This window comes from Pseudomonas sp. B707 (assembly GCF_022496685.1).
Taxonomy (GTDB): Bacteria; Pseudomonadota; Gammaproteobacteria; order Pseudomonadales; family Pseudomonadaceae; genus Aquipseudomonas; species Aquipseudomonas paraglycinae.
Map to the genome: position 1 here is coordinate 233,126 of NZ_WTVE01000026.1, position 25,928 is coordinate 259,053.

The following is a 25,928-nucleotide window of genomic DNA, read 5'->3' on the forward strand; positions in this document are numbered from 1 at the left end:
CTGTCACTCACCGGGGAAGACGCATGACAAAAACAACAATGCGCGCCATCTTCACACCGCACGCGCTTGCCGCTGCGGTGGCCTTGGGTTGCTGTGCCCAGGCGCACGCGGTCGCTTTCAATATCGGGGAAATCGAAGGCACCTTCGATTCGTCGCTGTCGGTCGGTGCGAGCTGGGGCATGCGCGATGCCGACAAGTCGCTGGTGGGGACTGTCAACGGCGGGACCGGCCAGTCTTCCACCGGTGATGACGGGCGTTTGAACTTCAAGAAGGGCGAGACCTTTTCCAAGATCTTCAAAGGCATCCACGACCTCGAACTGAAGTACGGCGACACCGGTGTGTTCGTGCGCGGCAAGTACTGGTACGACTTCGAACTCAAGGACGAAGACCGCGAGTTCAAACAGATCAGTGACAAGGGTCGCAAAGAAGGCGCGAAGTCTTCCGGCGCGCAGATTCTCGATGCGTTCGTCTATCACAACTACTCCATCGCCGACCTGCCGGGCACCGTGCGTGCCGGTAAGCAAGTAGTGAGCTGGGGCGAAAGTACCTTCATCGGCAACTCGATCAACAGCATCAACCCGATCGACGTCTCGGCGTTTCGCCGGCCAGGTGCGGAGATCAAGGAAGGGCTGATTCCGGTGAACATGCTGTTCGCCTCTCAGGGGCTCACCGACCAACTGACGGTCGAAGGCTTCTATCAACTGGAATGGGATCAGACCGTCCTCGACAACTGCGGCACCTTCTTCGGTGTCGACGTGGCGGCGGACGGTTGCAACAACGGTTACACCGTCGGCAGCCCGGCGATCGCCCCGTTGGCGCCGCTGGCGGCAGCCTTTGGCCAGCCGATCCAGGTGACCCGCGAAGGCGTGATCGTGCCCCGTGGCGGCGACCGCGATGCGCGGGATTCCGGGCAATGGGGCACGGCGTTGCGCTGGCTCGGCGATGACACCGAGTACGGCCTCTACTTCATGAACTATCACAGCCGCACGCCGACGGTTGGCACCAGCACCGCCGGCCTGTCGACCCTCGCGGCCTTGCCGGGCATGGTCGGGATCGCCAACCGGCTGGCGCCCGGCAGTGGATCGGGACTGGCGCAAAGCGTGATGCTCGGGCGTGGTCAGTACTACCTCGAATACCCGGAAGACATCCGCTTGTATGGCGCGAGTTTCTCTACCACGCTGCCGACCGGCACCGCCTGGACCGGCGAGATCAGCTACCGCCCCAACGCGCCGGTGCAGGTCAACACCAATGACCTGACCCTTGCGCTGCTCAATCCGATTGCCGGCGGTGCCGCGTCGCCGCTGGTTACCTCGCCGGGTGCTGACAACAAGGGCTACCGACGCAAGGAAGTGACCCAGATCCAGAGCACGCTGACGCACTTTTTCGATCAGGTCTGGGGCGCTCAGCGTCTGACCCTGGTCGGCGAAGCGGCGGTGGTGCGGGTCGGTGGCCTGGAGTCGCGCAGCAAACTGCGTTACGGCCGTGACTCGGTCTACGGCCAGTACGGTTTCGGCGGTGACACCGACGGTTTCGTCACCTCCACCTCCTGGGGGTATCGCGCCCGGGCGATCCTCGATTACGCCAACGTGATCGGCGGGATCAACCTCAAGCCCAACCTGTCCTGGTCCCACGACGTCGCCGGTTATGGCCCCAACGGTCTGTTCAACGAAGGCGCCAAGGCCGTCAGCGTCGGGGTCGATGCCGACTACCGCAACACCTATACCGCGAGCCTGAGTTACACCGATTTTTTCGGCGGTGACTACAACACCCTCGAAGACCGTGACTTCGTGGCCCTGAGCTTCGGTGTGAACTTCTGATCTGCCCGAGAAGGATGAATGCAATGCGCAAGATGATTCTGCAATGCGGTGTCCTGGCCCTGAGCCTGCTGGCCGCCAACGTGATCGCGGCGGTGTCGCCGGACGAAGCCAACAAGCTTGGCACCAGCCTGACGCCGCTGGGCGCCGAGAAGGCCGGCAACGCCGACGGCTCGATTCCGGCCTGGACCGGCGGTATCCCGAAAAACGCCGGTGCGGTCGACGGCAAGGGCTTTCTGGCTGACCCGTTCGCCAGTGAAAAACCGCTGTTCACCATCACCGCCGCCAACGTCGACAAGTACAAGGACAAACTGTCCGACGGCCAGGTGGCGATGTTCAAGCGCTACCCCGAGACGTACAAGATCCCGGTCTACCCGACCCATCGCACCGTGGCCGTGCCGCCGGAAATCTACGAATCGGCCAAACGCAGCGCGCTGAACGTCACCAGCATCAACGACGGCAACGGACTGGCCAATTTCACCGGTAACCGCTACTACGCGTTCCCCATTCCCAAAAATGGCGTCGAGGTGTTGTGGAACCACATCACCCGTTATCACGGCGGCAACCTGCGGCGGATCATCACGCAGGTGACCCCGCAAACCAATGGCAGCTACACGCCGATCCGCTTTGAAGAAGAGATCGCCGTGCCGCAACTGATGAAGGATCTCGATCCGGAAAAAGCCGCCAACGTTCTGACTTTCTTCAAACAGTCGGTGACAGCGCCGGCGCGTCTGGCCGGTAACGTGCTGCTGGTGCACGAGACCCTCGATCAGGTGAAGGAACCTCGCCTGGCATGGATCTACAACGCCGGGCAGCGCCGGGTGCGGCGTGCGCCGCAGGTCGCCTATGACGGGCCGGGCACCGCTGCCGACGGCCTGCGCACCTCGGACAACTTCGACATGTTTTCCGGCGCGCCGGACCGCTACGACTGGAAACTGATCGGCAAGAAAGAAATGTACATTCCGTACAACAGCTACAAGCTCGACTCGCCGAGTCTCAAATACGACGACATCGTCAAGGCGGGGCACATCAATCAGGACCTGACCCGCTATGAACTGCACCGGGTCTGGGAAGTGGTCGGCACGGTGAAACCGAACGAACGGCACATCTACGCCAAGCGCCACATGTACATCGACGAGGACAGCTGGCAGGTGGCGCTGGCCGATCACTACGACGGTCGCGGGCAGCTGTGGCGAGTGGCCGAGGGACACGCGCAGTACTACTACGATCACCAGGCCCAGGCCTACACCCTCGAAGCGCTCTACGACATCATCGCCGGCCGCTACATTGCCCTGGGGATGAAGAACGAAGAGAAGCACAGCTTCGAATTCGGCTTCGAAGCCAAGGCCGCCGACTACACCCCATCGGCCCTGCGCGCCGAGGGCGTGAGGTAAGGGTTTCGATACATTGGCAAGGCAAAAGGCGACCATACGGTCGCCTTTTTTATGGGCGCCAATCAGCGTACTGAATACTCGTCAACAAGCGCCGGGGAGAGGGCTAGGGTGAGCGTACAACGATAAAAAGGCGTACCCGATGACCGCCATGACTTACGCTCCGGATCGTCCGGGATTCTTGCCCAGACTCTCTGCTCATCATCTTCCACGTCCACGTCTGACTGCATCATTGCTGGAGTCTTCGGCACGGGTCCGGCTGATCTGCGCACCGGCCGGCAGTGGCAAGAGCACGCTGTTCACCGAATGCCTGTTGCAGGCGCCCGTTGAATGCACGGTGTGCTGGCTGCCGCTGGCGGGCATGTCGATAAGTGTCGCGGCATTTTGCGAGCGACTGGCGCAGGCATTGGGGCTGGCAGCGGCGGATGAGTCGTCGTTGCTAAATGAACTGGCGCGCCGGTCCTCGCCGGTCTGGGTGTTTCTCGACGATTACTGCCGTGTTGAAAATCCGGCGCTGGATGCGCTCCTCGACCGCCTGCTGGCGCTTGCCAGCCCTGCCGTCACCTGGTGGATCGGCACCCGTCGGCGCCCGCAATGCAACTGGCCTCGCCTGCTGCTCGATGATGCCTTGTACGAATGCGAACGCGCGGCGCTGGCGTTGAGTCGTGGCGAGATCGCGCAACTGTTGCGGCACCTTCCGCCAGCCCAGGCCGACGACGTAGCCGGGCGAATCCTCCAGCGCAGCGGTGGGTGGTGCGCCGGGGTGCGGATCCTGTTGATGCAAAAATGCGACTGGTCGCAAAAGACCTTGCCGCAGCAACGCATGGACACCTTGCTGGACTATCTGCAACACGAACTGTTCAGTGGTTTGAGCCCGGAACTGGCAGAGGCCTGGCGGGTGTTGGCGCATTTGCCGCGGTTCAACGCCAGTCTGTGCGATCACCTGTTCGGTGCCGGCGAAGGGGCGCAGTGGATGCGCACGCTGCAAACGCTCGGGTGTTTTATCGAACCCTGGCAAGGATCGCCGGACTGGTTGCAGGTGTGCGCTCCGCTGTCGCGTCTGATGCGCGACGAACCCTGGTCGGCCGGACGTTCCTGGCATCGCAGGGCCTGCCAATGGTTTGCTGCCGGGCAGCATTGGAAATGCGCCTTCGAACAGGCGTTGCTGGCCGAAGAGTACGAGGTCGCGGTGAGCCTGCTCCAACACTTCAGCTTCGAGCACCTGTTCGAGGAGCAGACTGTTGTGTTGCTACTGCGTCTCTACGAGCAGCGCGGCGAGGAGTTGCTGCTGGGTTCGGCGCAACTGGTCGGGCTGATCACGGCAGCGCTGCTGTTCGCCGGACGTTTTGCCCAGGCGGCGGATTGCATCGGGCAACTGTCGCGTTTTCTACCGCCGCCGTCGGCGGGTCAGCAACGGCAATTGATCGCCCGCTGGCAGGCTCAGCAAGGCTGGCTGTTGCATTTGCAGGGGCACATGGACGAGGCGCGCGAGCATTTCGAGCAGGCCTTGAACGATCTTTCGCCGCAGGCCTGGGCGGCGCGTCTTTTGTGCCTGTCGGGCCGCACTCAGCAGGCGTTGCTGTGCGGTGATCTGGAGCTGGCTCATTCGATCAATCGTGAAGCGCTGTGCCTGGCCCGGGCTGAGGGTTCATTGCTGTTCGAAGCGTTGCTGGAACTGGATCACGCCCAACTGCTGGAGCAACGGGGCGCGTCGGCTCGTGCCGAAGAATTGCTGGCCAATCTTTGCGACATGCTCGGCTTGTCTGTCGAGCGGCCGACGCCGTTGCTGGGCCGTATTGCCCTGCGTCGCGGGCGGTTGGCGCTGAGCATGGGACAGCAGGATCGGGCCGCCGGATTCTTTCAACAAGGGCTCGACGATTGCCTGTGCAGCTTTGACAAGCGGGTGCTTTATGGCTTTTTGGGGCAGGCGCAACTGGCCGCCGATCAGGGCGATTACCCGCAGGCGTTCATGCGTCTGCGTGATGCCGAGCGGCTCATGCAGCAGCGGCAGATTCCGGACACGGTCTATCGCGGCGTTCTGCTGCAGCTCAGCAGTGAATTCTGGCTGCAACAAGGGCGGCCAGAACTGGCTCGCGAAGCGTTGAGTCGAGTGCTCAGGCATTATCGTGGCCCGCGGGCACGGCAGGCGCCGCCGGCAACGCTGGAACTGATTCCGCGTATCGAGTGTTTGCTGATTCTGGCCGAGACCCGTTTGGGGCAGACGCAGCAGCCCGTGCTGCGATTGCAGTCTCTGCTCGAGCAGGCTCGGTCTTGCCGGATGATTGTTCTGGAAACCGAGTTGCTGCTGGCAATGAGCGAGGTGGCATCAATTCTCAATGATCGGGAATCTGCCCGGCAGTATTTCGACAAGGGCCGCATGCTGGCCTGCCAGTTCAACTTGCAGTGCCTGGTCATGAAGTTCGATGATGCCGCGACGGTTATTCGATCTGAATCATTATCCGGACATCAGTTTTCTGAAAGTGGCGAGAGTGAAAATTCATTAAGTTTGAGAGAGTCGCAAGTGTTGGGGTTGATTGCGGCGGGAAGTTCCAATAAACAAATAGCGGACAAGTTGTTCATCTCGTTGCATACCGTTAAAACTCATGTCCGGCGGATTCATGCAAAGTTGGGCGTCGAACGCCGTACGCATGCCGTGGCGCGCGCTAGAATGCTGGGTTTATGTTGTTAATCGTCATTTAATCAGTGTGTTGGTTTTTTTTAAGTTTGATCCTTTAAATGTCTTGCAAAGGATAGTGGGTGTTTTTGTTGGTTTTACTCCGGTTAAGTTGTTTGTACAGCTTGGGCGATGTTTTGTCGTCCTGTTAATACGTGTAATAACGGAGTTTTATCATGAGCGCAGTGGAAAGTTTCTCGGCGGAAAAGCATCTGAATAAAATCAATCAGCACAGGGACGACCTGGAAGGTTTACTGGGTGCACTACCGTCGTTCAAATCGCTTTTACAGGATCTGGTGTTAAAGGAACTTCAACAGTTATCGCCGGATATCTATATCAGCAAAACGTACATTACCGCCCAGCGTCCAGGGATTGTGAATCCGCAACCGACCGGGTTGTTGATGGACGTGTTCATGCAGTGCCTGATGTCCGGTAATGCGCCCGTCTATGACGCCAGTCTGTACGGCGTCTTCGATTGGCCTGACTCCACGGATGAAGAGGACCGGATTCACGGGCTGGATGTGGTCGCCGTCGGTTCGTTGATCGGTAATGTGCTGGGGGCGCTGGCGCAGAAATACACACCTTTGCTGGCGCAATACTGGGCTGCTTCTTCGGGGAAGGACGACAAGGGGCGCGAGCTGGCTTCGCGCCGGCGTCAGCTGCAGGATGTCCATGCAGCGCTGTTCTGGCAGGAATTGGGTGCGACGGTGCAGATGCAAGGCGTTCGGCCGGAGGTAGAGGAAAGCTATGCCGTTTTTATCAAGGGCACATCTTTGACTCCGGCCTACAGTCTTTCACTGCAACTGGAAAATGGTCGATTCGCAACGCTGGCCGGCTGCTTTGTCACCTACCTCACGGGGCGCTCTATCCCCGAACTGGTTCTGGACGATGACGAATGGGTAGTGCTCTACACCTCCGTGAACGGCCTGGAAACGTTCCGCACCGCCGCCTTGATGCATCAAGCGTTGCAGCAACGCCTGGGCAATGCAGAAACCCGGGCACAACTGCTCAGGAGCATTTCACAGGAAGATGCCGAGCAGGTCGGCAGCGTTCCGGATATCCGTTACCTGAACATTCAAGGCGAAATCTTCCAGACCCTCACCGCCCAGCTTCTTGAAAAACAACAACGCGACGTTGCTTACCATCTTCGCCGGTTACAGGCGCCGGGCGGGGATCGGCCTGCTCTCGTGCGTTCGGTCGAGAGCGCCCTTCAGCAGCAGGCGGTCATCGACGCTGCCCGGGGGCGGGTCGCCAGACTACTGGCCCTGATGAACCGAAACGCCCGGCCGCAATGGTTGAAGGATGCCACCGCCAACCATCAGGAAATGTTCGCCTCTCTGGAAAAGGAACTGCTCAGGGGGCAGGTGTGCCTGCATGAGGCCATGGAAGGGGTATCTTCTTTTCAGGACTACGTGCGCGGTGCTGTCGAAACCCACATCAGCGCGGGCGATACCCGGCGAGTGGACCCTGATACTGTCTGGGTGACAGTGCAACATTCGTTGCGCATGGGCACTCGGCGTATCGAACATGTCGAGCGTAAAACCCTGACGCAGTTGTTCATGTACGGCGTGCATGACACGGCGGCTCCCTACACGATCAAGCTCGAAGCCTTTCACAACAATCCGCGACTGACGGCTTCCAGTATCGAACTCGCCATCCGCCAGTTTGATCTGCGTGTGCAATATGCCAGTGAGCGCAATCAGCGATTCGCACAGGCGCGGATCCGCGAAGCCATGCGCGAAGTCCTGGGGCAGGAAATTGCGCTCAGCCACTTCGCCGCCGTCCTGCAAAAACACATCGGCCCGCAAGCACAGAACATGGTGCAGCGGTATCTGTATGGCGACCCGGGAGTCGAAGCGTTTGGCGTCGCGTTTCGTCAGCGCTACAGGCCGTTCAGGGACATGATTGCGTTTCGTGCAAGGGGAGCTGCGCCAGACCGTCAATTACATGTGCTGTATGCGCCGGGTGCCCCGACCGGGCAGCAGTGGTACGAATTCTCCGATCTGACGGGGTTGAAGCGCCAGTTCATCTCTTGGGGATTCGAGCCACGTGATCGTGAATTCCTGACCGGTCAGGCTTTCAGCAAGGACCGCGCAGCTTTCGTGAAAGACGAGCTCTCTTATGACGAACCGGGCCCTGTGTTTCAGCCATGGTGGTGGGGCGGTGTCACCCTGGTGGAGTGGAACCGGGGGCACGAAGACGGGCCGCTGATGGGGGCCATTCATGAAATCATCGATTGGGAAATTGCCGAGGAACAGGTGGCTACTCCTGCCTGGTACAGGAGTGCGGCGGCGCGCGATCGCGAGATGCTTACCCGATTGAACACGGATTTCAGGGCGCTCTACGAACTCTCGAAAGAGGAGCTTAATATCCCCACGTTGGTTTCTTTTTCACGAGACCAGGTGATGGAACGGTTGAACAGCCATCTGCGTCGTTCTGACCCGAACCATCCGTTGATCGATCCTGATCGCGTTGATGTCAAGGTGAAAGGGCAGGACTGGATGACGCTCACCCATCTCTTCATTCAATGGCAGCTTTGGCCAGACGATGATCAGGTGGCATTCGTCTCCAGGGAGGGTTCTTCACTGGGCGGTCTGAATGCGACGGTCGTCAAATCGTTGATCGGTTTGCGGCCGGGCATGATGTATGAGTGGCATCTGGTCGACCGTTTCGCCAACGGCGCGTCGCTGGATCTCAAGGCGAAACTGTTCTGCAAGCTCAAGCAGAACGAAATGCTCAGGGCGGCATTGACCCAGAAGATGCAGGGCTCTTTGTCCGCCGAACAGTTCAACTGGCTGGCGGGACTGGTCGACGGGCTCGATCATGACCGTCCTCATGAACTGGATCCGTTCAAGCCGGGTACTACCCCGCAGGACGGTATCTACACGCTGGTTCTTGAAGGGCGACGCATCGAGGGCGCTTATACGTTTGGACGCCGGGTGGCAGGGAAACTGCAGCTGCTGGTCTATATTCCGAAGGCTCCGGATGGCATGAGTTTCCGTCCGCTGGAGTCCTTGACACTGGGGCTCAAGGACGCCGACCTGGGAAATCACGTTATTGCACTGACCAGGCTCGAACACAGGAGTGTCGTACAGAACTTTGTCATTCGCTGCCAGAACGCGTCAGGCGCTCTCCCAACCCCGGCGTTGAACAACAGTTCTGTCGTGACCCATTTCAAGTTCGAATTCGACAGCATGATTTCCCGTGTGCTCAGCGACGTTGACTATCAAACCACCACACCTGCCGAGCGTTTCTGGAACACGGTCATGGTGATCACCGAGCTTGCGGTGGATATCGTCTCGCTGTTTGTCCCGCCGGTGGGATTGGTGAACAGCATCGTGCGCATCACACGGTCGATCGTCCAGGGCATCGTTGCCTACAGCCTGGGGGATGACGAAGCCGGCAAGAACCATCTCGCCTCGGCCTGGAGAAGCTCCATTCTCCTGTATGTGGGGATTGTGGCTGGCGTTGGCGGATCTGTTTCGGCGGTGGGGCTGCTGTCGCGAGTCAAGGATATTTCCGAGATCGTATCGACCGCGACCGGGGTGCCAGTGGGCATTGGTTATGTCACCGCCGTGGCTTCTCCCTATGTGATCGCGGACAGTAAAACCCGAATCATCGGCTGACCCCTTGCCTCATCAATCTGGCTGATAACCCATCCGCCAGCTCACGGCCCGCGTCGCAGCCAATAACCGCTGCGCCGCCGGGCCGTTTTCGTCGGCGTGGAAAAGCGAGGTCGGGCCGACGATGGTCAACACCGCCGCGACCTGCCCGAGGGCGTTGAACACCGGTGCCGACAGGGCATCGACGCCGGGCATCAGCAAGCCGTGGACATGATGCAGACCGCGTTCGCGGATCTGCTCGCACAACGCCGCATAGGCTTTTTCGTCTGCCAGCGGATGGCCGCCGCTGGCGATTTCCTGTTCGCGCAATTCGTCGGTTTCCCGGTGCGGCAGATAAGCGCCGAACACCAGACCGGTGGAGGAACTGAGCAGCGGTAATACCGAGCCCAATTGCGTCACCACCGTCACCGCGCGCACCGCCGGTTCGATGTGCACCACGGTCGCGCCCTGATTGCCCCACACCGCCAGGAAACAGGTTTCGTTGAGTTCGTCGCGCAACTCGGCCAGCGGCAGAGCGGCGACTTTCAGCACGTCCATACTGTTCAGAGCAGCGAGGCCCACGCGCAGCGCTTCACGGCCGAGACCGTAGTGGTTGGTGGCAGTGTTCTGTTCTGCGAAACCGCTGGCAATCAAGGCCTGCAGATAACGGTGAACCTTGCTCGCGGGCATCTGCACATGTTCGGCCAGACGCGACAGCGAAGTGGACGGCGACAACTCGGCCAGGGCCTTGAGGATGTCGGTGCCGACTTCGGCGGAGCGGACTTTCTGTTTGCCGTTGCTGTCGCTGGTTTTTTCCATGGTGCTGCCGTGTCCCGGAACGAATGGGCGTCTTTATAGCTTGACGCTGGATAGCGAGCAAATTACGTTATGCGTAATTGAATTGCGATAAAAATAACCCCGGCGTGCCAAGACCTCCGATCCAGAGCGTCCGGCCATGCCGACTCCCTGTTCAGGAGGCTCCATGAACCTCGATTCAGCCCTGGCTTACCAGTCCGGTTTCGGCAATGAATTCAGCTCCGAAGCGTTGCCCGGCGCACTGCCCGTCGGCCAGAACTCCCCGCAGAAAGCCCCTTACGGTCTGTACACCGAACTGTTCTCCGGCACCGCGTTCACCATGACCCGTAGTGAAGCGCGGCGCACCTGGATGTACCGGATCCAGCCGTCGGCCAATCACCCGGCATTCGTCAAACTGGAGCGGCAACTGGCGGGCGGACCATTGGGTGAAGTGACCCCCAATCGCCTGCGCTGGAACCCGCTGGAGATCCCGGCCGAACCGACAGATTTCATCGACGGTCTGGTGAGCATGGCGGCCAACTCCGCCGCCGAAAAACCGGCCGGCATCAGCATCTATCACTACTGCGCCAACCGTTCGATGGAGCGCGTTTTCTTCAACGCCGACGGCGAGCTGCTGCTGGTGCCGCAACTCGGGCGCCTGCGCATCGCCACCGAACTGGGTGTACTGGAAGTGGCGCCGCTGGAAATCGCCGTGTTGCCACGGGGCCTGAAATTCCGCGTCGAACTGCTAGATCCGCAAGCGCGCGGCTACGTCGCCGAGAACCATGGCGCGCCATTGCGTCTGCCGGATCTGGGGCCGATCGGCAGTAACGGCCTGGCTAATCCGCGGGACTTCCTGACCCCGGTGGCCGCCTACGAAAACCTGCAACAACCGACCACCCTGGTGCAGAAGTTCCTCGGCCAGTTGTGGGGCACCGAACTCAATCACTCGCCGCTGAACGTGGTCGCCTGGCACGGCAACAACGTGCCGTACAAATATGACCTGCGCCGCTTCAACACCATCGGCACCGTCAGTTTCGATCACCCGGATCCGTCGATCTTCACCGTGCTGACCTCGCCGACCAGCGTCCACGGCCTGGCCAACCTCGACTTCGTGATCTTCCCGCCGCGCTGGATGGTGGCCGAGAACACCTTCCGTCCGCCGTGGTTCCACCGCAACCTGATGAACGAATTCATGGGCCTGATCCAGGGCGAGTACGACGCCAAAGCCGAAGGCTTCCTGCCCGGCGGCGCGTCCCTGCACAGCTGCATGAGCGCCCACGGCCCGGACGGCGAGACCTGCACCAAAGCCATCAACGCGGACCTCAAGCCGGCCAAGATCGACAACACCATGGCCTTCATGTTCGAGACCAGCCAGGTGCTGCGCCCAAGCCGCTTCGCCCTCGACTGCCCGCAACTGCAATCCACTTACGACGCCTGCTGGGCCACGCTGCCCGCCACGTTCGACCCGACCCGGAGATAACCCATGACTCAGAATTCCATCACCCGCAGTTGGGTCGCTTCGGCCAACGATCACACCGAATTCCCGCTGCAGAACCTGCCGCTGGGCGTGTTCAGCATCGACGGCTCGGCACCGCGCGCGGGCGTGGCGATTGGCGAACACATCTTCGATCTGCAAGTGGCGCTGGAGGCCGGTCTGTTCGACGGCGTCGCGCGCAGTGCCGTCGAAGCCATGCACGGCGGTCAGTTGAACGCGTTCTTCGAACTCGGCCGCGACGCCCGCGTTGCCTTGCGCGAACGTCTGCTGGAACTGCTCAGCGAGGGCAGCACTCATCGCGGCAACATTGAAGCCCAGGGCGTGAAACTGCTGCCGCTGGCTGCCGATTGCCAGCTGCACCTGCCGGCGCGCATCAGCGACTACACCGACTTCTACGTCGGCATCGAACACGCGCAGAACGTCGGCAAACTGTTCCGTCCGGACAACCCGCTGCTGCCGAACTACAAACACGTGCCGATCGGCTACCACGGTCGTGCGTCTACCGTGCGCGCCTCCGGTGCCGACGTGCGCCGCCCGAAAGGCCAGACCCTGCCGGCCGGCGCGACCGAGCCGACCTTCGGCCCGTGCGCACGGCTGGACTATGAGCTGGAACTGGGGATCTGGATCGGTCAGGGCAACGAGATGGGCGAGCCGATCGCCATCGGTGACGCCGCTGAACACATCGCCGGTTTCTGCCTGCTCAACGACTGGTCGGCCCGTGACATCCAGGCCTGGGAATACCAGCCGCTCGGTCCGTTTCTGTCCAAGAGCTTCATCACCAGTGTTTCGCCATGGGTGGTGACTGCCGAAGCGCTGGCGCCATTCCGCACTGCGCAACCGGCGCGTCCGCAAGGTGATCCGCAGCCGCTGCCGTACCTGCTCGACAAAGGTGATCAGGAGGGTGGTGGTTTCGACATCGAGCTGGAAGTGCTGCTGCTCACCGAGAAAATGCGCGAACAGAACCTGCCGGCCCATCGCCTGACCCTGAGCAACACCCGCTACATGTACTGGACTGTCGCGCAAATGGTTGCGCACCACAGCGTCAACGGCTGCCAGCTGCAGGCCGGTGACTTGTTCGGTTCGGGCACCTTGTCCGGGCCGGAAAGCGGTCAGTTCGGCAGCCTGCTGGAAATCACCGAGGGCGGTAAAAAGCCGATCGAACTGGCGTCCGGTGAAGTGCGCAAGTTCCTTGAAGACGGCGACGAAATCATCCTGCGCGCCCGCTGCGCCCGCGAAGGTTTTGCCTCGATCGGCTTCGGCGAATGCCGTGGCACCGTGCTGGCGGCGCGCTGACAGGAGCGGCTCATGGACCTCTACACCTATTACCGTTCCACCTCGTCGTACCGGGTGCGGATCGCGTTGGCACTCAAGGGCCTCGACTACCAGGCGTTGCCGGTCAACCTGATCGCACCGCCCGGTGGCGAGCATCGGCAACCGGTGTACCTGGCGATCAATCCCCAGGGCCGGGTGCCGGCGCTGCGTACTGACGAAGGCAAGTTGCTGATTCAGTCACCGGCGATCATCGAGTATCTGGAAGAACGTTATCCACAGGTGCCGTTGCTGCCCGAAGACCTTGTTGCCCGCGCCCAGGTGCGCGGCGTCGCGGCGGTGATCGGCTGCGATGTGCATCCGTTGCACAACGTCAGCGTGCTCAATCGCCTGCGCGGTCTGGGGCATGACGAGCCGCAGGTGAACGAGTGGATCGGCCACTGGATCAGTCAGGGGCTGGCGACGGTGGAGCAGTTGATCGGCGACAGCGGCTTCTGTTTCGGCGAGTGGCCGTGCGTGGCGGACGTGTACCTGATTCCACAGCTGTACGCGGCCGAGCGGTTCAACGTTTCGCTGGAGGCGTTTCCACGGATTCGTCGGGTGGCCGCGTTGGCCGCTGAGCATCCGGCGTTCATTGCGGCGCATCCGGCGAATCAGCCGGACACCCCGAAGTAGCGTTTGATGGCTCCCGTGCAGCGCACGGGAGCCATTCCGGTTACCCGCAAAAAATCATAAAAACAAAACAGGTACCTTGCGATGCACAACCAGATTGCCAGCTTCCGGGCGGCACTCGACGCCCGTCCTGTGTCCCGCTTTCAGTGGTTACTCCTGATTCTTCTTGCCTTGCTGCTGGTCACCGACGGCTATGACGCCCAGGTGCTCGGTTACGTGGTGCCGGCGCTGGCGCAGGACTGGGGTCTGGAAAAATCCGCGTTCGGCCCGGTGTTCAGCGCCAACTTGCTGGGTCTGACCCTCGGCTCTCTCGCCGTGACGCCGCTGGCCGACCGCTTCGGCGTTCGACGGATTCTGCTCGCCTGCGTGCTGATCTACGCCAGTCTCACCGTCCTGATGGTGTTCGCCGATTCCCTGAATACCCTGATGATCGCGCGCTTCATCTGCGGCATCGGCATGGGCGGCGCGATGCCCAGCGCCATGGCGTTGATGTCGGAATATTCACCGCCTCGCCTGCGCACGTTGATGGTCACGCTGGCGGCGTGCGGCTTTTCATTCGGCGGTGCGGCGGGTGGTTTTGTCGCGGCCGGTTTCATCGACCGTTTCGGTTGGCAGGCAGTGTTCCTCGCCGGCGGTGTCACGCCGTTGCTGCTGTTTCCGTTTCTCTGGTGGATGCTGCCGGAATCCTTGCCACGACTGCTGCGTGACGCGCCGCCCTACGCACGCCTGCGCAAGGTCACCGCGCGGATGCTGCCGGACTGGCAGCCACCGGCCGCATCGGTCGAGCAGAACGAACGCGAGCAGGGCAGCAAACTGACCGTGGTGGAGTTGTTCCGCAACGGTTACGCACGCCCGACCTTGCTGATCTGGGCGACGTTTTTCGTCAGCCTGATCCTGCTGTATTTCATGATCAGCTGGCTGCCGTCACTGCTGCTGGAAAGTGGCTTGAAACTCAATGAAGCGAACCTGGTGACGTCGATGTTCCTGTTCGCCGGCACGCTCGGCGCAATTTGCATGGCGTGGTTCGCCGACCGTTTGAAAAGCAAAGTACGACTGTTGTCCGGCGTATTGGCTGGCGCGGCGGTGTGCACGATCCTGCTGGGGCTGAATCACGACAATCCGCGTTATCTGGTGGCCTGTGTGTTTGCGGCGGGGTTTTGCATCATCGGCGGGCAACTGACGCTCAACGCGTTCGCCAGCAATTTCTATCCGGCGCACGTGCGCGCCACCGGCACCGGCTGGGCATTGGGAGTAGGGCGGTTCGGCTCGATTCTCGGGCCGCTGTTCGGCAGCCTGTTGTTGGCGATGCACATTCCGGTGGAGCAGATTTTCTTCTTCTGCGCGATTCCGGCGGTGATTGCGGCGTTGCTGATCATTCAGGTGCGTTCGCCTTCGCAGCTTGCGCAAATTCCTGTGGGAGCGAGCTTGCTCGCGAAGAACGATAACGCGGTTTGACTGATCGACCGTGTCGCCTGATTCGCGAGCAAGCTCGCTCCCACAAGGGATCAGTGGACGACTGAGTTCGGTGGCAGATGCCCCAGCCGTTCCGTCAGGCGAAGTCGCTGAATCGGGTCGTCACTGAGCAATAGCGCGTGCTCCAGATCGAAACGCTCGGCGTTCGGGCAATCGAGGCGCTGGTACAGACTGGCCCGGGCCAGATAGTCGGCGGCGCTGGCGTTGCCCAGTTCGAGCACGCGCTCGGCATCGATCAGCGCCGCGATGAAGTCGTCGTGGGTCAGGTGCAGCTGGCGCAGGTTGCGTGACAGACGCTGAAGCATCTGCATCGGTTCGGCAGTCAGCAGGTGGTCGGCGTTGAGTTTCATCTGATGGCCGTACTGGCGGTGCAGCAGTTCGCGGCAGTCGTTCGGATACAGGCGCCGTCCGCCGCACGGATCGAGCAGGTGATCGGCCCCGGGAACCTTCAGCAGGAAATGCCCGGGGAAGTTCACGCCCACCAGCGGAATCTCCAGGCCACGAGCCAGTTCCAGGGCGATCAATGCCAGCGCCAGCGGCTGGCCGCGTTTGGTCTGCATGACTTTGTGCACCATTGCGGCCTGCGGACGCAGCGGTACGAAATCATCCTGGGCAAATCCCAGATCGGTCATGCGCCGCAGCAGCGGTTGCGCCAGCTCGCTGACCGGCAGCAACGGCAAGCCATAGCTGACCCGCTGCTGCAGTTCCTTGAATTCCTGCAACAGCGCTTCGGGATCGGCTTGTTTGTCGTGTTCGGCGGCCATCCACAACGCGGCTTCGAACAGCGCGGGCGGTGAACGGTGCAGACACTCGAAGAAACGTTGGCGCGGACTCATCTAAATCTCCGGGGCATGCCTCGTTTTAGCCCCGTCTTTGCCATTCGTCCAGTGCCGGGCCGCTCTGCCTTCGGGTTATGCCGCAACGCATTGGTCGCTGTCGGGCCTTATTCCCGTGCGCTTCAGCAATTTTCAGGCGCAAGCCTATACTGGCGTCTACCAGAAGTGATTCGGGAGCCTGCCGATGTTCGCTCTCATGCAAAGCACTCGCCTGGAATCGCTGCACCTTAGCGTTGATCCGGTGTCCGGATTGAAGGCGGTCATTGCCATTCATAACAGTCGCCTCGGGCCAGCCCTGGGCGGGTGTCGTTATCTCGCCTATCCGAACGACGAGTCCGCGGTCGAGGACGCCATACGCCTGGCCCAGGGCATGAGCTACAAGGCCGCATTGGCTGGTCTCGCCCAGGGCGGTGGGGTGGCCGTGATCGTGCGGCCGGCCCATGTCGAAAACCGCGGCGCCTTGTTCGAAGCCTTCGGCCGTTGCATCGATCAGCTCGACGGGCGCTACATCACTGCCATCGACAGCGGCACGTCAGTGGCGGATATGGATTGCATCGCCCAGCAGACCCAGCATGTCACCAGCACCACTTCGGCTGGCGACCCCGCGCCGCATGCGGCGATGGGCGTGTTCACCGGAATTCGTGCCACAGCCATGGCGCGGCTGGGCAGCGATAACCTCGAAGGCTTGCGCGTGGCGATTCAGGGGCTGGGCAACGTCGGTTATGCCCTCGCTGAACAGCTGCACGCAGCCGGTGCCGAACTGTTGGTCAGCGACATCGACCACGGCAAGGTGCAACTGGCGATGGAACAGCTCAACGCCCATCCGATTGCCAACGACGCGTTGCTCAGCACGCCGTGCGACATCCTCGCGCCGTGCGGTTTGGGCGGTGTGCTCAACAGCCACACGGTCACCCAGTTGCGCTGCTCGGCGGTGGCAGGCTCGGCCAACAATCAACTGACGCACCTGGATGTCGCCGATCAACTCGAACGGCGCGGAATCCTGTATGCGCCGGATTATGTGATCAATGCCGGCGGTCTGATCTACGTTTCCCTCAAGCATCGGGGCGAAGAACTGACGACCATCACCGCGCACCTGTCGAAGATCAGTTCGCGCCTGACTGAAGTCTTCGCCCACGCCCAGGCGGAAAAACGTTCACCCGCGCGGGTGGCGGACGAGCTGGCGGAGAAGGTGTTGTACCGCTGAGGTTTGTCCGGGCATGAAAAAGCCCCCGAGTCTTTCAACTCAGGGGCTATTCAATTCAGAGGCTTCAATCCAAGTGTCGCTTACTTCGCAGCCTTCGCCGCTTTGGCAGGTTTGGCTGGCGCTTCTGCCGGTTCGGCCACGTCTGCCGGCTCGGTTGCCACAACCGGTGCCGCCGGTGCGTTGATCAGCTCCGACAGTGCATCAGGCTGGCTCTTGAACGCCCGGGCGAACACATCGCGGTTCTTCGCCATGAAGATCCCGACTTCTTCCACTTGCTGCTCGCTCAACGAAGGAACGGCTTTTTCCAGCACTTCGGCCAACAGTTCGGCCAGTTCGAGCATTTTGTCATGACGGTCAGCTTCGGCTTTATCCATGAACAAGCGCTCCAGATCTCGGCTGCTGCGGTATACCACTTCGACGGCCATTCACCACCTCACATGCCTTCACATTAAGTTGTCTTTGCGACTACTGTATCTATATACAGCGAAAAGGATAAGCGAATCCCTGCGCTTTGGGTAGTGGCTTTTCAATGTAGACCGGATTCGGATTTTGTCAGCCCGATACCTGCGCACTGGTGCGACCAAACGCCACGGCGCGGGTTTCGCGCCGCCTCGCCATGATGGCGTGGCCTCTTTTCTTCATGCATCTGCGTACGTGTGCAATAACCGTCACGTCCAGCAAGCAACATCCGCTCGAACCGGGCTAAGGAATCTTCAACGTGAAAATCAACTGGGCCGAGAAACTGCGGCAAAACGTGCATCAACTGGCCGAGTCCCTGGGCAACCTGTTCGTCGAGACCTTCCACTACCTGGCGCTGTTCGCCATTGGTGCGGTAACCGCCTGGGCGGCGGTGATGGAGTTTCTCGGGATGCTCGAGGAAGGGCATATCAAGATCGATGACATTCTGTTGCTGTTCATCTATCTGGAACTGGGGGCGATGGTCGGGATTTACTTCAAGACCAACCACATGCCGGTGCGCTTCCTGATCTACGTGGCGATTACGGCACTGACGCGCCTGCTGATCTCCAACGTCTCACACCACAATCCGCCGGACATGGGCATCATCTACCTGTGCGGCGGGATTCTGCTGCTGGCGTTCTCGATCCTGGTGGTGCGTTACGCTTCGTCGCAATTCCCTTCGGTGAAAATCGAGAACCCGCACCGCAAGATCGGCACGGGTTCCAGTGAACATCCGGAAGTGGAGAAGGGCGAACTTTAAAGGCCGGCGGCTGGCCGGGGCTGATGTTTGGCCCGACGCGGTGGCGGAGTGATTCCGTCGCCGCGAGTCATGGCATCAAGGATCGCCATGGCGCTGTGGCCCTGTTCGATGGCGATGCCGAACTGAATGCTTTGCACCAGCCGTTTGAGGCGTTTGGGGTCGTTGCGCTGTTCGGCGCTGATCATCCGTTTGGCGACGATCCGGCCGCCATTGGAGAGGGTCAGCATGATGCTGCCGTCGAGCCCCTGAATGCTCAGGTTGATCTGATAGTCCGGCGCGAAGGCATCGGTAATGATCTGAAAAGGATTGTCCATGATGCGTCACCGCCTGATTGAACGTGCAGTTGTTGACCGGCCTTGATCGGGTTGGTTCGCCAAACCTGACCATCGGCCTTTCCGTGGTCCTGTCTCCTTCAGCGATGTAGCAAGGGACATGCCGGGAATATTGTCGAACAATGAATCCGGCCAAAAAGAAGGCGAGCCCATGGCTCGCCTTCTTCGTTTGCGGCCCGTTTCAGGGCAGAACCGAGTAGATGATCGCTGACAGTGCAATCAGGCCGATCAGCACCACGAACACGTTGGACATCTGGCCCGAATACTGGCGCAAGGCCGGCACGCGGCGGATCGCGTACATCGGCATCAGGAACAACAGGCAGGCAATCACCGGCCCGCCAAGGGTTTCGATCATGCCGAGGATGCTCGGGTTGAAGGTCGCCACGGCCCAGCAGCTGAGGATCATGAACAGCGCGGTCGCACGGTTCAGCCAGCTCGCCGACATCACCCGGCCACGGCTGCGCAGGCTTTTGACGATCATGCCCTGGAAGCCTTCGCTGGCGCCGATGTAGTGGCCGAGGAAGGATTTGGTGATCGCCACCAGCGCAATCAGCGGCGCGGCGTAAGCGATGACCGGAGTCTGGAAGTGGTTGGCCAGGTACGACAGGATCGAAATGTTCTGCGCCTTGGCCGCTGCCAGATCCGCCGGCGACAGTGCCAGCACCCAGCTGAAGCAGAAGAACATCACCGTCACCACCATCATGCCGTGAGCCATGGCGAGAATGCCGCTGCTCTTGCGTTCGGCCTGGTCGCCGTAGCGTTGTTTCTGCTCGACGGCGAAGGCGGAAATGATCGGCGAATGGTTGAACGAGAACACCATCACCGGGATCGCCAGCCACAGGGTCTTGAGGAACACCGACATTTCCATCGGTTCTTGAGCACTGGCGAAGAATGCGCCGTTCCAGTTCGGAATCAGGCTGATGCCGAGCAACAGCAGCGCGGCGACGAACGGATACACCAGCACGCTCATGGCTTTGACGATCACGCTCTGACCACAGCGGACGATGGCCATCAAGCCGAGGATCAGCGCCAGCGACAGCACCGCACGTGGCGGCGGGGCGATGTGCAACTGGTGTTCGAGGAAGCTGCTGAGGGTGTTGGTCAGCGCCACGCTGTACACCAGCAGGATCGGGAAGATCGCGAAGAAATACAGCAGCGTGATCAGTTTGCCGGCGCCGATGCCGAAGTGTTCCTCCACCACTTCGGTGATGTCACCGGAGCGGCCCGACAGCACGAAGCGGGTCAGGCCCCGGTGCGCGAAGAAGGTCATCGGGAAAGCCAGCAACGCCAGGATCAGCAACGGCCAGAAGCCGCCGACACCGGCGTTGATCGGCAAGAACAAGGTGCCGGCACCGATGGCCGTGCCGTACAGGCCGAGCATCCAGGTGGTGTCGAATTTGCTCCAGCCCTTGTGGGCGGTTTCGTTGTTGCGTGTGCGGTCTACAGCGGGATTTTCGGCAGCAGGTGTGCGTACATCGGTCATCGTTTTTGCCTCGTTATTATTCTTGCTCGGGCTCACGTGTTACGGGCGGTCAGGGAGTGCTCCTCAGCACTCCACCCAGCTCACGGCCAGGCCGCCCCGTGAAGTCTCTTTGTATTTGTCATGCATGTCGGCGCCGGTATCGCGCATGGTGCGGATCACCCGGTCGAGGGAAATGAAGTGTTTGCCGTCGCCGCGCAGGGCCATTTGCGTGGCGTTGATCGCCTTCACCGCAGCGATGGCGTTGCGCTCGATGCACGGCACCTGCACCAGCCCGCCGACCGGGTCGCAGGTCAGACCGAGGTTGTGTTCCAGGCCGATTTCGGCGGCGTTCTCCAGTTGCTCCGGGGTGGCGCCGAGCACATCGGCCAGACCCGCAGCGGCCATCGCGCAGGCAGAGCCAACTTCACCCTGGCAGCCGACTTCGGCGCCGGAAATCGAGGCGTTTTTCTTGCACAGGATGCCGACCGCTGCCGCGCCCAGAAAGAAGGCGACCACGTCATCGTCGGACGCGTCCGGATTGAATTTCATGTAGTAGTGCAGAACGGCCGGGATGATCCCGGCGGCACCGTTGGTCGGCGCGGTCACCATGCGCCCGCCGGCGGCGTTCTCTTCGTTGACGGCGAGGGCGAACAGGTTGACCCACTCCATCGCCGACAGGGTCGAACTGATGACGTTCGGCTTGCCGATTTCCAGCAGGCTGCGGTGCAATTTCGCCGCACGACGGGGAACATTCAGACCGCCTGGCAGGACGCCTTCGTGACGCAGGCCTTGCTCGACGCACTCGCGCATCACCGACCAGATGTGCAGCAGGCCCTTGCGGATCTCGGCGTCGCTGCGCCAGGCCCGTTCGTTGGCCATCATCAGTTCGGAAACCCGCAGGTTGTGCTGCTTGCACAGCGCCAGCAGTTCGACGGCGCTGGAGAATTCGTAAGGCAACTCGACGTCGCCGGCCGGCGCCACACCCGATTCGGCTTCGGCCGCTTCGATGATGAAACCGCCGCCGACCGAGTAGTACGTTTGCTCTAACAGTTGGCCGGATGCACCGAAGGCTGTCAGCGACATGGCGTTCGGGTGGTAGGGCAGGCTCTCGTCCAGCAGCAGGAGATCGTGCTGCCAGTTGAAGGCAATCGAACGTTCACCGGCCAGAGACAGTTGGCCGGTCTCGCGCAGTTGCTGGATGCGTGGCTCGATGGTCGACGGATCGATGCTGTCCGGCCATTCGCCCATCAGGCCCATGACCGTTGCACGGTCAGTGGCATGGCCGACGCCGGTGGCCGAAAGCGAGCCGTACAAACGGATTTCCACCCGCTGCACATCGTTCAGCAAATGCTGATCGATCAGCGCCTGGGCGAAGGTCGCGGCGGCGCGCATCGGGCCGACGGTGTGGGAACTGGACGGGCCGATGCCGACTTTGAATAGATCGAAAACACTGATAGCCATGCTAAACCCTTACAAGCAATGGAGTAGGAATCGCTGCCATTTTTTGTAGGACAAGCGCAATGTCGGCGATACTGCCTACCTCGCTTCAACGTGACTAACGAAACTTCCTAAGTAAGCCTTTAGCAGGACTAAATCATGAGTCGTCAATTGCACGCCCAGACTTACGTCTGGCTGCAGGTGTTTTCCTGTGCCGCGCGGCACCTGTCATTCACCCGTTGTGCCGAGGAACTGCACATCACGCCGGGGGCTGTGAGTCAGCAAATCCGACAGCTGGAAGAACGTCTGGGCTTTCGCCTGTTTCATCGCCGCGCGCGCGGTGTGGAGCTGAGCGCGGAAGGGCAGCGACTGGCGATCACGGTCAACGAGGCTTACGGCAGCATCGATGCGGAATTGCGTCGCCTGGATGCGGGGATGATCAGCGGGATTCTGCGGGTGCGCTCGATTCCGTCGTTCCTCAGCAAATGGCTGACCCCGCGCCTGCCGCGTCTGCAACAGCGTTACCCGGACATCCAGTTGCGGCTGGTGGCGGAGGACAGCAGCGTGCCGTTGCATGAGGGGGATTTCGACCTGGCCATCGACCTGAACGACGGCAGCTATCCGGGGTTGTTATCCACAGCCTTGCTCGATGAGCAGATTTTCCCGGTGTGCGCGCCGGGTCTGTTGCGCGGGCGGCCGCCGCTGCACGGGCCGGCGGATCTGGTGCACTTCCCGCTGTTGCATGACATCACCGCCTGGCGCGGCAGCTATGAATACGCGGAGTGGGAGTTTTATCTGAATGCCATCGGTTTCGAGGGTGCCGATGTGCGGCGCGGGCACACGTTCAATCGCAACCACCTGACCATCGAAGCGGCGATTGCCGGCATGGGCGTGGCGATTGCCCGACGCACGTTGCTCAACGATGAGCTGGAGCGGGGGACGTTGATCGTGCCATTCGGGATTTCGGTGCCCAATCACAAACGCTATGTATTGCTCTACGCGCCGGGGGCGTTGAGCCATCCGGGCGTGCGTGCGGTGCATGACTGGCTGGTGGAAGAGGCGGGGATTTTCCGCAGCCTGCACCCGTTGGGTGATGGCCAATTGTGAGCAGATTTTTCGGAGGGGCGGGGCGACCCAACTCCCGACCTTACCAGCGCTTTACTCGGTTGTCCGGCTTTTTTTGCGAATGAATATTTATCTTTTTTAAGGGGTTGAAATGTTCGTCCGGCGGGCCGATTGTTGTAATCAAGAGGTCACGAAATCCTGTTCCAGGCCTCTTGCGAGCTAGCTGAAATAAGGGATGAACTATGCAAATCCAAGTCAACAGCGACAATCATATTCAAAGCAGCAAACGACTGGAGGAGTGGGTACGCACCACAATTGAGAGCACGCTCGACCGTTATGAGGAAGACCTGACCCGTGTCGAAGTCCATCTGAGCGACGAGAACGGTGAAAAGCCGGGTCCCCATGACTTGCGCTGCCAACTGGAAGCGCGGCCGAAAGGCCATCAACCGATTTCCGTCACCCACAAAGCCGATTCGCTGGAACAGGCGATCGATGGTGCAGCCGAAAAACTGGAGCACGCGCTGGAGCACCTGTTTGGCAAACTGCGCGGCAAACCGCGAGCCGCCGTGGTGCCATTCACAAGCAAAGCCAATGACAAGCTGTTGGCGGAGGAGTTTGACGAGAACGAACAGGCAGCGATCAACAGTTGATGCGCTGATTTTCCAAGCCACCCAATGAGAAAGGGCCTGCAATTGCAGGCCCTTTCTGTTTTCAGCGGGGGTCAGAAAGCGACGGAGGTCTGCACGTACACCGTGCGCGGCTCACCGACATATTTGCCCTTGTTGTTGTCATCGAACGAACGGGTGAAGTACTGGGTGTTGAAGATGTTCTTCACCCCCACCGCCACGTTCAGGTCCGACAGCTGCGGGCCGAAGTCATAACCGGCGCGGCTGCTGAACAGCATGTAGCCCGGGATCTTGCCGGTGCTGCCGTCGGCGCTTTCTTTCGAGGTGTTGGCGTTGTCGGCGAACTGGTCGCTCTGGAAGCTGCTGTCCAGGTTGAGTTTCCACGGCCCTTCGGTGTAACCGACGCCGATTGTGCCTTTGTGCTTGGACGAGAACGGCACACGATTGCCCTTGTTCGGCCCGTCTTCGCGGATGGTTGCGTCGACATAGGCGTAAGTGGCGTAGACATCGAAGCCGGCCAGCGCCGGGCTCAAGTCGTCGAGAGCGTAATTGACGCTGGTCTCGATGCCCTGATGGCGGGTTTCGCCACGTGCGATCACCGAATCATTGGTCTGGTTGCTTTCGTACTGGTTGTCGAAGTTGATCAGGAACGCGCCGATCTCGGCTCGCAGCGCGCCGTTGTCGTAACGGGTGCCGACTTCCCAGGTGCGGGCCTTCTCCGGTTTCACTTCGCCGCTGCTCACGCGGTTGGGCATCTGGCTGTATTGCACGCTGCCGAAGGAGCCTTCGGTATTGGCGTACAGGTTCCAGCTGTCGGTCAGGTGATACAGCACGTTCAGCGCCGGCAGCGCGGTGTTGTAGTCACCTTTGTATTTGACGTTGGTCAGGTTGTTGGTCTGCTGCGACTCGATCATCTCGTAGCGCACGCCCGGCGTAATGGTCCACTTGCCGATGTCGATCCGGTCATCGACGAAGAACGCATTGGCCTCGGTGCCGCCGCGCGTGTCGCGGTCGTTGCGGCTGTTGGTGGTCGGGTATTCGTTGCTGGCGATCGGCGTGCGGTAGCGCAGTTCGTGACCGGCTTCGTTGATGTAGCGATAGCCGACGCCGACTTCATGGCTGGTGGCGCCGAGATCGAAGCCCTGGGCGAAGCGGGTTTCCAGACCGCGAACCCAGTATTCGCGCGGCGACAGCGACAGGAACGTGCCCTGATCCAGATAGCCGCTGCGCAGGGTCTTGGTGAAGAAGGTATTGGCGGTGAACTCGCGGCGATCTTCCTGATAGCGATAGCCGAAATTGAACATCGTGCGACGGCCCCAGAACTGGTCCTTCGGCCGGGTCGACTGATACGGGTCGGCATCGTAATCGGCGACATTGAGGCCGCCGGGCATGTCGGCCTTGCCTTCGTAATACTGGGCCATGGCGTTGAAACTGTTGGCCTCGTCGAGCTGGTATTTGCCCTTGAGGATCAGGTCGTCGATTTCCGTATCGCTGTGTTCGCGCCAGTCACCACCGCGAGTGCCGGAGTACAGCAACGCGCCGCCCAGACCGTTGGCATTGGTGCCGCCGGCCAGCAGGTTGGCGCTGGTCTTGAAGCCGTCATGGCTGGAAGAAGGACTGGTTTCGGTCTGGAAACCGCCTTTCACGGTCGGCTCGTCCGGAATCGCCCGGGTCACGAAGTTGACCACGCCGCCGACGTTCTGCGGGCCGTAACGCACGGCGCCGCCACCGCGCACCACGTCCACGGCGTCCATGTTGCCCATGCTGATCGGCGCGAACGACAACTGCGGCTGACCGTAAGGCGCGAACGGCACCGGAATGCCGTCCATCAACACCGTCGAACGTGCGGCTAGACGCGGGTTGAGGCCGCGAATGCCGAAGTTCAGCGCCATGTCGTGGCTGCCGGTGCCGTTGTTTTCCGGGGCGTTGACGCCGGGAATGCGGTTGAGCACATCACGGGCCTGGGTCGCGCCCTGGCGTTCGAACTCTTCGCGGCGGATCACGTCGCGGGCGCCGGGATGTTCGAAGACGTTGACCTGTGCGGCCTCACCCAGCCAGTCACCGACCACTTTCGAGGTGTCCAGCTCCAGTGCGCTGTCGTTCGACGGTTGCAGGCTGAAGGCATTGCCGCCCTCGGCGCGGGCTTGCAGACCGGTGCCTTCAAGCAGTGCATTCAGACCTTGCTCGGTTGTGTAGCTACCTTCGAGGCCACGGCTTTGCACACCACTGGTAACCTGCGAGCCGAACGAAATCAGCACACCGGCTTCGCGGCCGAACTGGTTGAGGGCATTCTCCAGCGACGACGGGGCGATGTGGTAAGCCTTGGTGTCGGCAGCCAGCGCATGGGGAAGGGCGCTGAAGCTCAGGCTGGCGCCGAGGACAAGGTTGCGCAGGGTTCGGGCCAGCGGCGTGAGGCGGGTGGGGTGCATGGAGGACGGTCCTGAGAAGGTTGAATCAAGGGGGGGCTTTCCTTCTCTGTCACGCCAGATCTGAAAAACGGCTCATTTATTTTTTACAGGGGCGCGGAGCGACCGGGTTGAGTTCCCACGCAGAGCGTGG

Annotated in this window: 18 protein-coding genes and 1 pseudogene; 12 read left to right on the forward strand and 7 right to left on the reverse strand. The window is 61.0% G+C overall.

What is annotated here, in order from left to right; translation table 11 throughout:
* Positions 1-23: 23 nt before the first annotated feature.
* The 4 genes from GQX66_RS15965 (at position 24) to GQX66_RS15980 (ending at position 9,505) form a co-directional block, all read left to right on the forward strand.
* Positions 24-1,817, forward strand: a complete 1,794-nt coding sequence (locus GQX66_RS15965) for a DUF1302 domain-containing protein (protein WP_085746956.1) — start codon at positions 24-26, stop codon at positions 1,815-1,817.
* Between the two features lie 23 nt (positions 1,818-1,840).
* Entirely contained in the window at positions 1,841-3,208 is a 1,368-nt protein-coding gene (locus GQX66_RS15970; RefSeq protein ID WP_085746957.1) for a DUF1329 domain-containing protein, read from the forward strand.
* A 139-nt stretch (positions 3,209-3,347) separates the two neighbouring features.
* Positions 3,348-5,894 (forward strand): LuxR C-terminal-related transcriptional regulator, encoded by a 2,547-nt coding sequence (locus GQX66_RS15975; RefSeq protein WP_240869987.1) that lies wholly within the window; start codon positions 3,348-3,350, stop codon positions 5,892-5,894.
* 161 nt (positions 5,895-6,055) lie between these two features.
* Positions 6,056-9,505 carry a DUF6543 domain-containing protein gene (locus tag GQX66_RS15980; RefSeq protein ID WP_240869988.1) on the forward strand — a complete coding sequence of 1,150 codons (3,450 nt, stop codon included), beginning with the start codon at positions 6,056-6,058 and terminating at the stop codon, positions 9,503-9,505.
* A gap of 12 nt (positions 9,506-9,517) precedes the next feature.
* Here GQX66_RS15980 and GQX66_RS15985 read toward each other — a convergent pair whose 3' ends face one another.
* On the reverse strand, positions 9,518-10,300 hold the full coding sequence (locus GQX66_RS15985; RefSeq protein WP_085746960.1) for an IclR family transcriptional regulator: 783 nt from the start codon (positions 10,298-10,300) through the stop codon (positions 9,518-9,520).
* A 163-nt stretch (positions 10,301-10,463) separates the two neighbouring features.
* Here GQX66_RS15985 and hmgA point away from each other — a divergent pair, with 163 nt between their 5' ends.
* From hmgA to GQX66_RS16005, 4 genes are all read left to right on the forward strand, one after another.
* Positions 10,464-11,759 carry a homogentisate 1,2-dioxygenase gene (gene hmgA, locus GQX66_RS15990; RefSeq protein WP_085746961.1) on the forward strand — a complete coding sequence of 432 codons (1,296 nt, stop codon included), beginning with the start codon at positions 10,464-10,466 and terminating at the stop codon, positions 11,757-11,759.
* A gap of 3 nt (positions 11,760-11,762) precedes the next feature.
* Positions 11,763-13,067, forward strand: a complete 1,305-nt coding sequence (gene fahA, locus GQX66_RS15995) for a fumarylacetoacetase (RefSeq protein WP_240869989.1) — start codon at positions 11,763-11,765, stop codon at positions 13,065-13,067.
* Positions 13,068-13,079: 12 nt separating this feature from the next.
* Positions 13,080-13,718 carry a maleylacetoacetate isomerase gene (gene maiA / locus GQX66_RS16000; RefSeq protein ID WP_102686889.1) on the forward strand — a complete coding sequence of 213 codons (639 nt, stop codon included), beginning with the start codon at positions 13,080-13,082 and terminating at the stop codon, positions 13,716-13,718.
* Between the two features lie 81 nt (positions 13,719-13,799).
* Entirely contained in the window at positions 13,800-15,170 is a 1,371-nt protein-coding gene (locus tag GQX66_RS16005; RefSeq protein WP_240869991.1) for an aromatic acid/H+ symport family MFS transporter, read from the forward strand.
* Between the two features lie 50 nt (positions 15,171-15,220).
* Here GQX66_RS16005 and GQX66_RS16010 read toward each other — a convergent pair whose 3' ends face one another.
* Positions 15,221-16,024 carry a transglutaminase family protein gene (locus GQX66_RS16010; RefSeq protein ID WP_085746965.1) on the reverse strand — a complete coding sequence of 268 codons (804 nt, stop codon included), beginning with the start codon at positions 16,022-16,024 and terminating at the stop codon, positions 15,221-15,223.
* A gap of 184 nt (positions 16,025-16,208) precedes the next feature.
* On the opposite strand from GQX66_RS16010, the gene GQX66_RS16015 reads away from it, so the two are divergent.
* On the forward strand, positions 16,209-17,228 hold the full coding sequence (locus tag GQX66_RS16015) for a Glu/Leu/Phe/Val dehydrogenase dimerization domain-containing protein (RefSeq protein ID WP_085608113.1): 1,020 nt from the start codon (positions 16,209-16,211) through the stop codon (positions 17,226-17,228).
* A 185-nt stretch (positions 17,229-17,413) separates the two neighbouring features.
* Here the strand turns inward: GQX66_RS16015 and GQX66_RS16020 are convergent.
* Positions 17,414-17,653, reverse strand: a pseudogene (locus tag GQX66_RS16020) (YebG family protein); the annotation flags it as partial.
* A 293-nt stretch (positions 17,654-17,946) separates the two neighbouring features.
* Here GQX66_RS16020 and GQX66_RS16025 point away from each other — a divergent pair.
* Complete coding sequence (locus tag GQX66_RS16025) at positions 17,947-18,447, forward strand: phosphate-starvation-inducible PsiE family protein (protein WP_007957255.1); 501 nt, start codon at positions 17,947-17,949, stop codon at positions 18,445-18,447.
* Here GQX66_RS16025 and GQX66_RS16030 read toward each other — a convergent pair.
* From GQX66_RS16030 to GQX66_RS16040, 3 genes are all read right to left on the reverse strand, one after another.
* The gene (locus GQX66_RS16030; protein ID WP_011332520.1) at positions 18,444-18,761 is read right to left on the reverse strand and encodes a DUF3509 domain-containing protein; all 318 of its coding nucleotides are present in this window, start codon (positions 18,759-18,761) and stop codon (positions 18,444-18,446) included. The two genes, GQX66_RS16025 and GQX66_RS16030, sit on opposite strands and share 4 nt — an antisense overlap.
* 199 nt (positions 18,762-18,960) lie before the next feature.
* Positions 18,961-20,262: an HAAAP family serine/threonine permease gene (locus tag GQX66_RS16035; RefSeq protein WP_240869993.1), complete on the reverse strand. Its 1,302-nt coding sequence runs from the start codon at positions 20,260-20,262 to the stop codon at positions 18,961-18,963.
* A 63-nt stretch (positions 20,263-20,325) separates the two neighbouring features.
* Entirely contained in the window at positions 20,326-21,702 is a 1,377-nt protein-coding gene (locus GQX66_RS16040) for an L-serine ammonia-lyase (protein ID WP_240870008.1), read from the reverse strand.
* 135 nt (positions 21,703-21,837) lie between these two features.
* On the opposite strand from GQX66_RS16040, the gene GQX66_RS16045 reads away from it, so the two are divergent.
* Entirely contained in the window at positions 21,838-22,785 is a 948-nt protein-coding gene (locus GQX66_RS16045; RefSeq protein ID WP_011332523.1) for a LysR substrate-binding domain-containing protein, read from the forward strand.
* A gap of 200 nt (positions 22,786-22,985) precedes the next feature.
* Positions 22,986-23,393: an HPF/RaiA family ribosome-associated protein gene (locus tag GQX66_RS16050; protein WP_007957262.1), complete on the forward strand. Its 408-nt coding sequence runs from the start codon at positions 22,986-22,988 to the stop codon at positions 23,391-23,393.
* A 71-nt stretch (positions 23,394-23,464) separates the two neighbouring features.
* On the opposite strand, the gene fecA is transcribed toward GQX66_RS16050, so the two are convergent.
* A complete protein-coding gene (fecA, locus tag GQX66_RS16055; RefSeq protein WP_102717141.1) occupies positions 23,465-25,798 on the reverse strand; it encodes a TonB-dependent Fe(3+) dicitrate receptor FecA in 2,334 nt (777 codons plus the stop codon).
* Positions 25,799-25,928: the final 130 nt, after the last annotated feature.

Bases quoted from the DNA above. Each gene is read 5' to 3' on its own strand.
- GQX66_RS15980 (WP_240869988.1), top strand. From the start codon at position 6,056: ATGAGCGCAGTGGAAAGTTTCTCGGCGGAAAAGCATCTGAATAAAATC.
- GQX66_RS16010 (WP_085746965.1), bottom strand. From the start codon at position 16,024: ATGAGTCCGCGCCAACGTTTCTTCGAGTGTCTGCACCGTTCACCGCCC.
- GQX66_RS15985 (WP_085746960.1), bottom strand. From the start codon at position 10,300: ATGGAAAAAACCAGCGACAGCAACGGCAAACAGAAAGTCCGCTCCGCC.
- maiA (WP_102686889.1), top strand. From the start codon at position 13,080: ATGGACCTCTACACCTATTACCGTTCCACCTCGTCGTACCGGGTGCGG.
- GQX66_RS16045 (WP_011332523.1), top strand. From the start codon at position 21,838: ATGAGTCGTCAATTGCACGCCCAGACTTACGTCTGGCTGCAGGTGTTT.
- GQX66_RS15975 (WP_240869987.1), top strand. From the start codon at position 3,348: ATGACCGCCATGACTTACGCTCCGGATCGTCCGGGATTCTTGCCCAGA.
- GQX66_RS16040 (WP_240870008.1), bottom strand. From the start codon at position 21,702: ATGGCTATCAGTGTTTTCGATCTATTCAAAGTCGGCATCGGCCCGTCC.
- GQX66_RS15970 (WP_085746957.1), top strand. From the start codon at position 1,841: ATGCGCAAGATGATTCTGCAATGCGGTGTCCTGGCCCTGAGCCTGCTG.
- fahA (WP_240869989.1), top strand. From the start codon at position 11,763: ATGACTCAGAATTCCATCACCCGCAGTTGGGTCGCTTCGGCCAACGAT.
- hmgA (WP_085746961.1), top strand. From the start codon at position 10,464: ATGAACCTCGATTCAGCCCTGGCTTACCAGTCCGGTTTCGGCAATGAA.
- fecA (WP_102717141.1), bottom strand. From the start codon at position 25,798: ATGCACCCCACCCGCCTCACGCCGCTGGCCCGAACCCTGCGCAACCTT.
- GQX66_RS16050 (WP_007957262.1), top strand. From the start codon at position 22,986: ATGCAAATCCAAGTCAACAGCGACAATCATATTCAAAGCAGCAAACGA.
- GQX66_RS16005 (WP_240869991.1), top strand. From the start codon at position 13,800: ATGCACAACCAGATTGCCAGCTTCCGGGCGGCACTCGACGCCCGTCCT.
- GQX66_RS16030 (WP_011332520.1), bottom strand. From the start codon at position 18,761: ATGGACAATCCTTTTCAGATCATTACCGATGCCTTCGCGCCGGACTAT.
- GQX66_RS16015 (WP_085608113.1), top strand. From the start codon at position 16,209: ATGTTCGCTCTCATGCAAAGCACTCGCCTGGAATCGCTGCACCTTAGC.
- GQX66_RS16035 (WP_240869993.1), bottom strand. From the start codon at position 20,262: ATGACCGATGTACGCACACCTGCTGCCGAAAATCCCGCTGTAGACCGC.
- GQX66_RS15965 (WP_085746956.1), top strand. From the start codon at position 24: ATGACAAAAACAACAATGCGCGCCATCTTCACACCGCACGCGCTTGCC.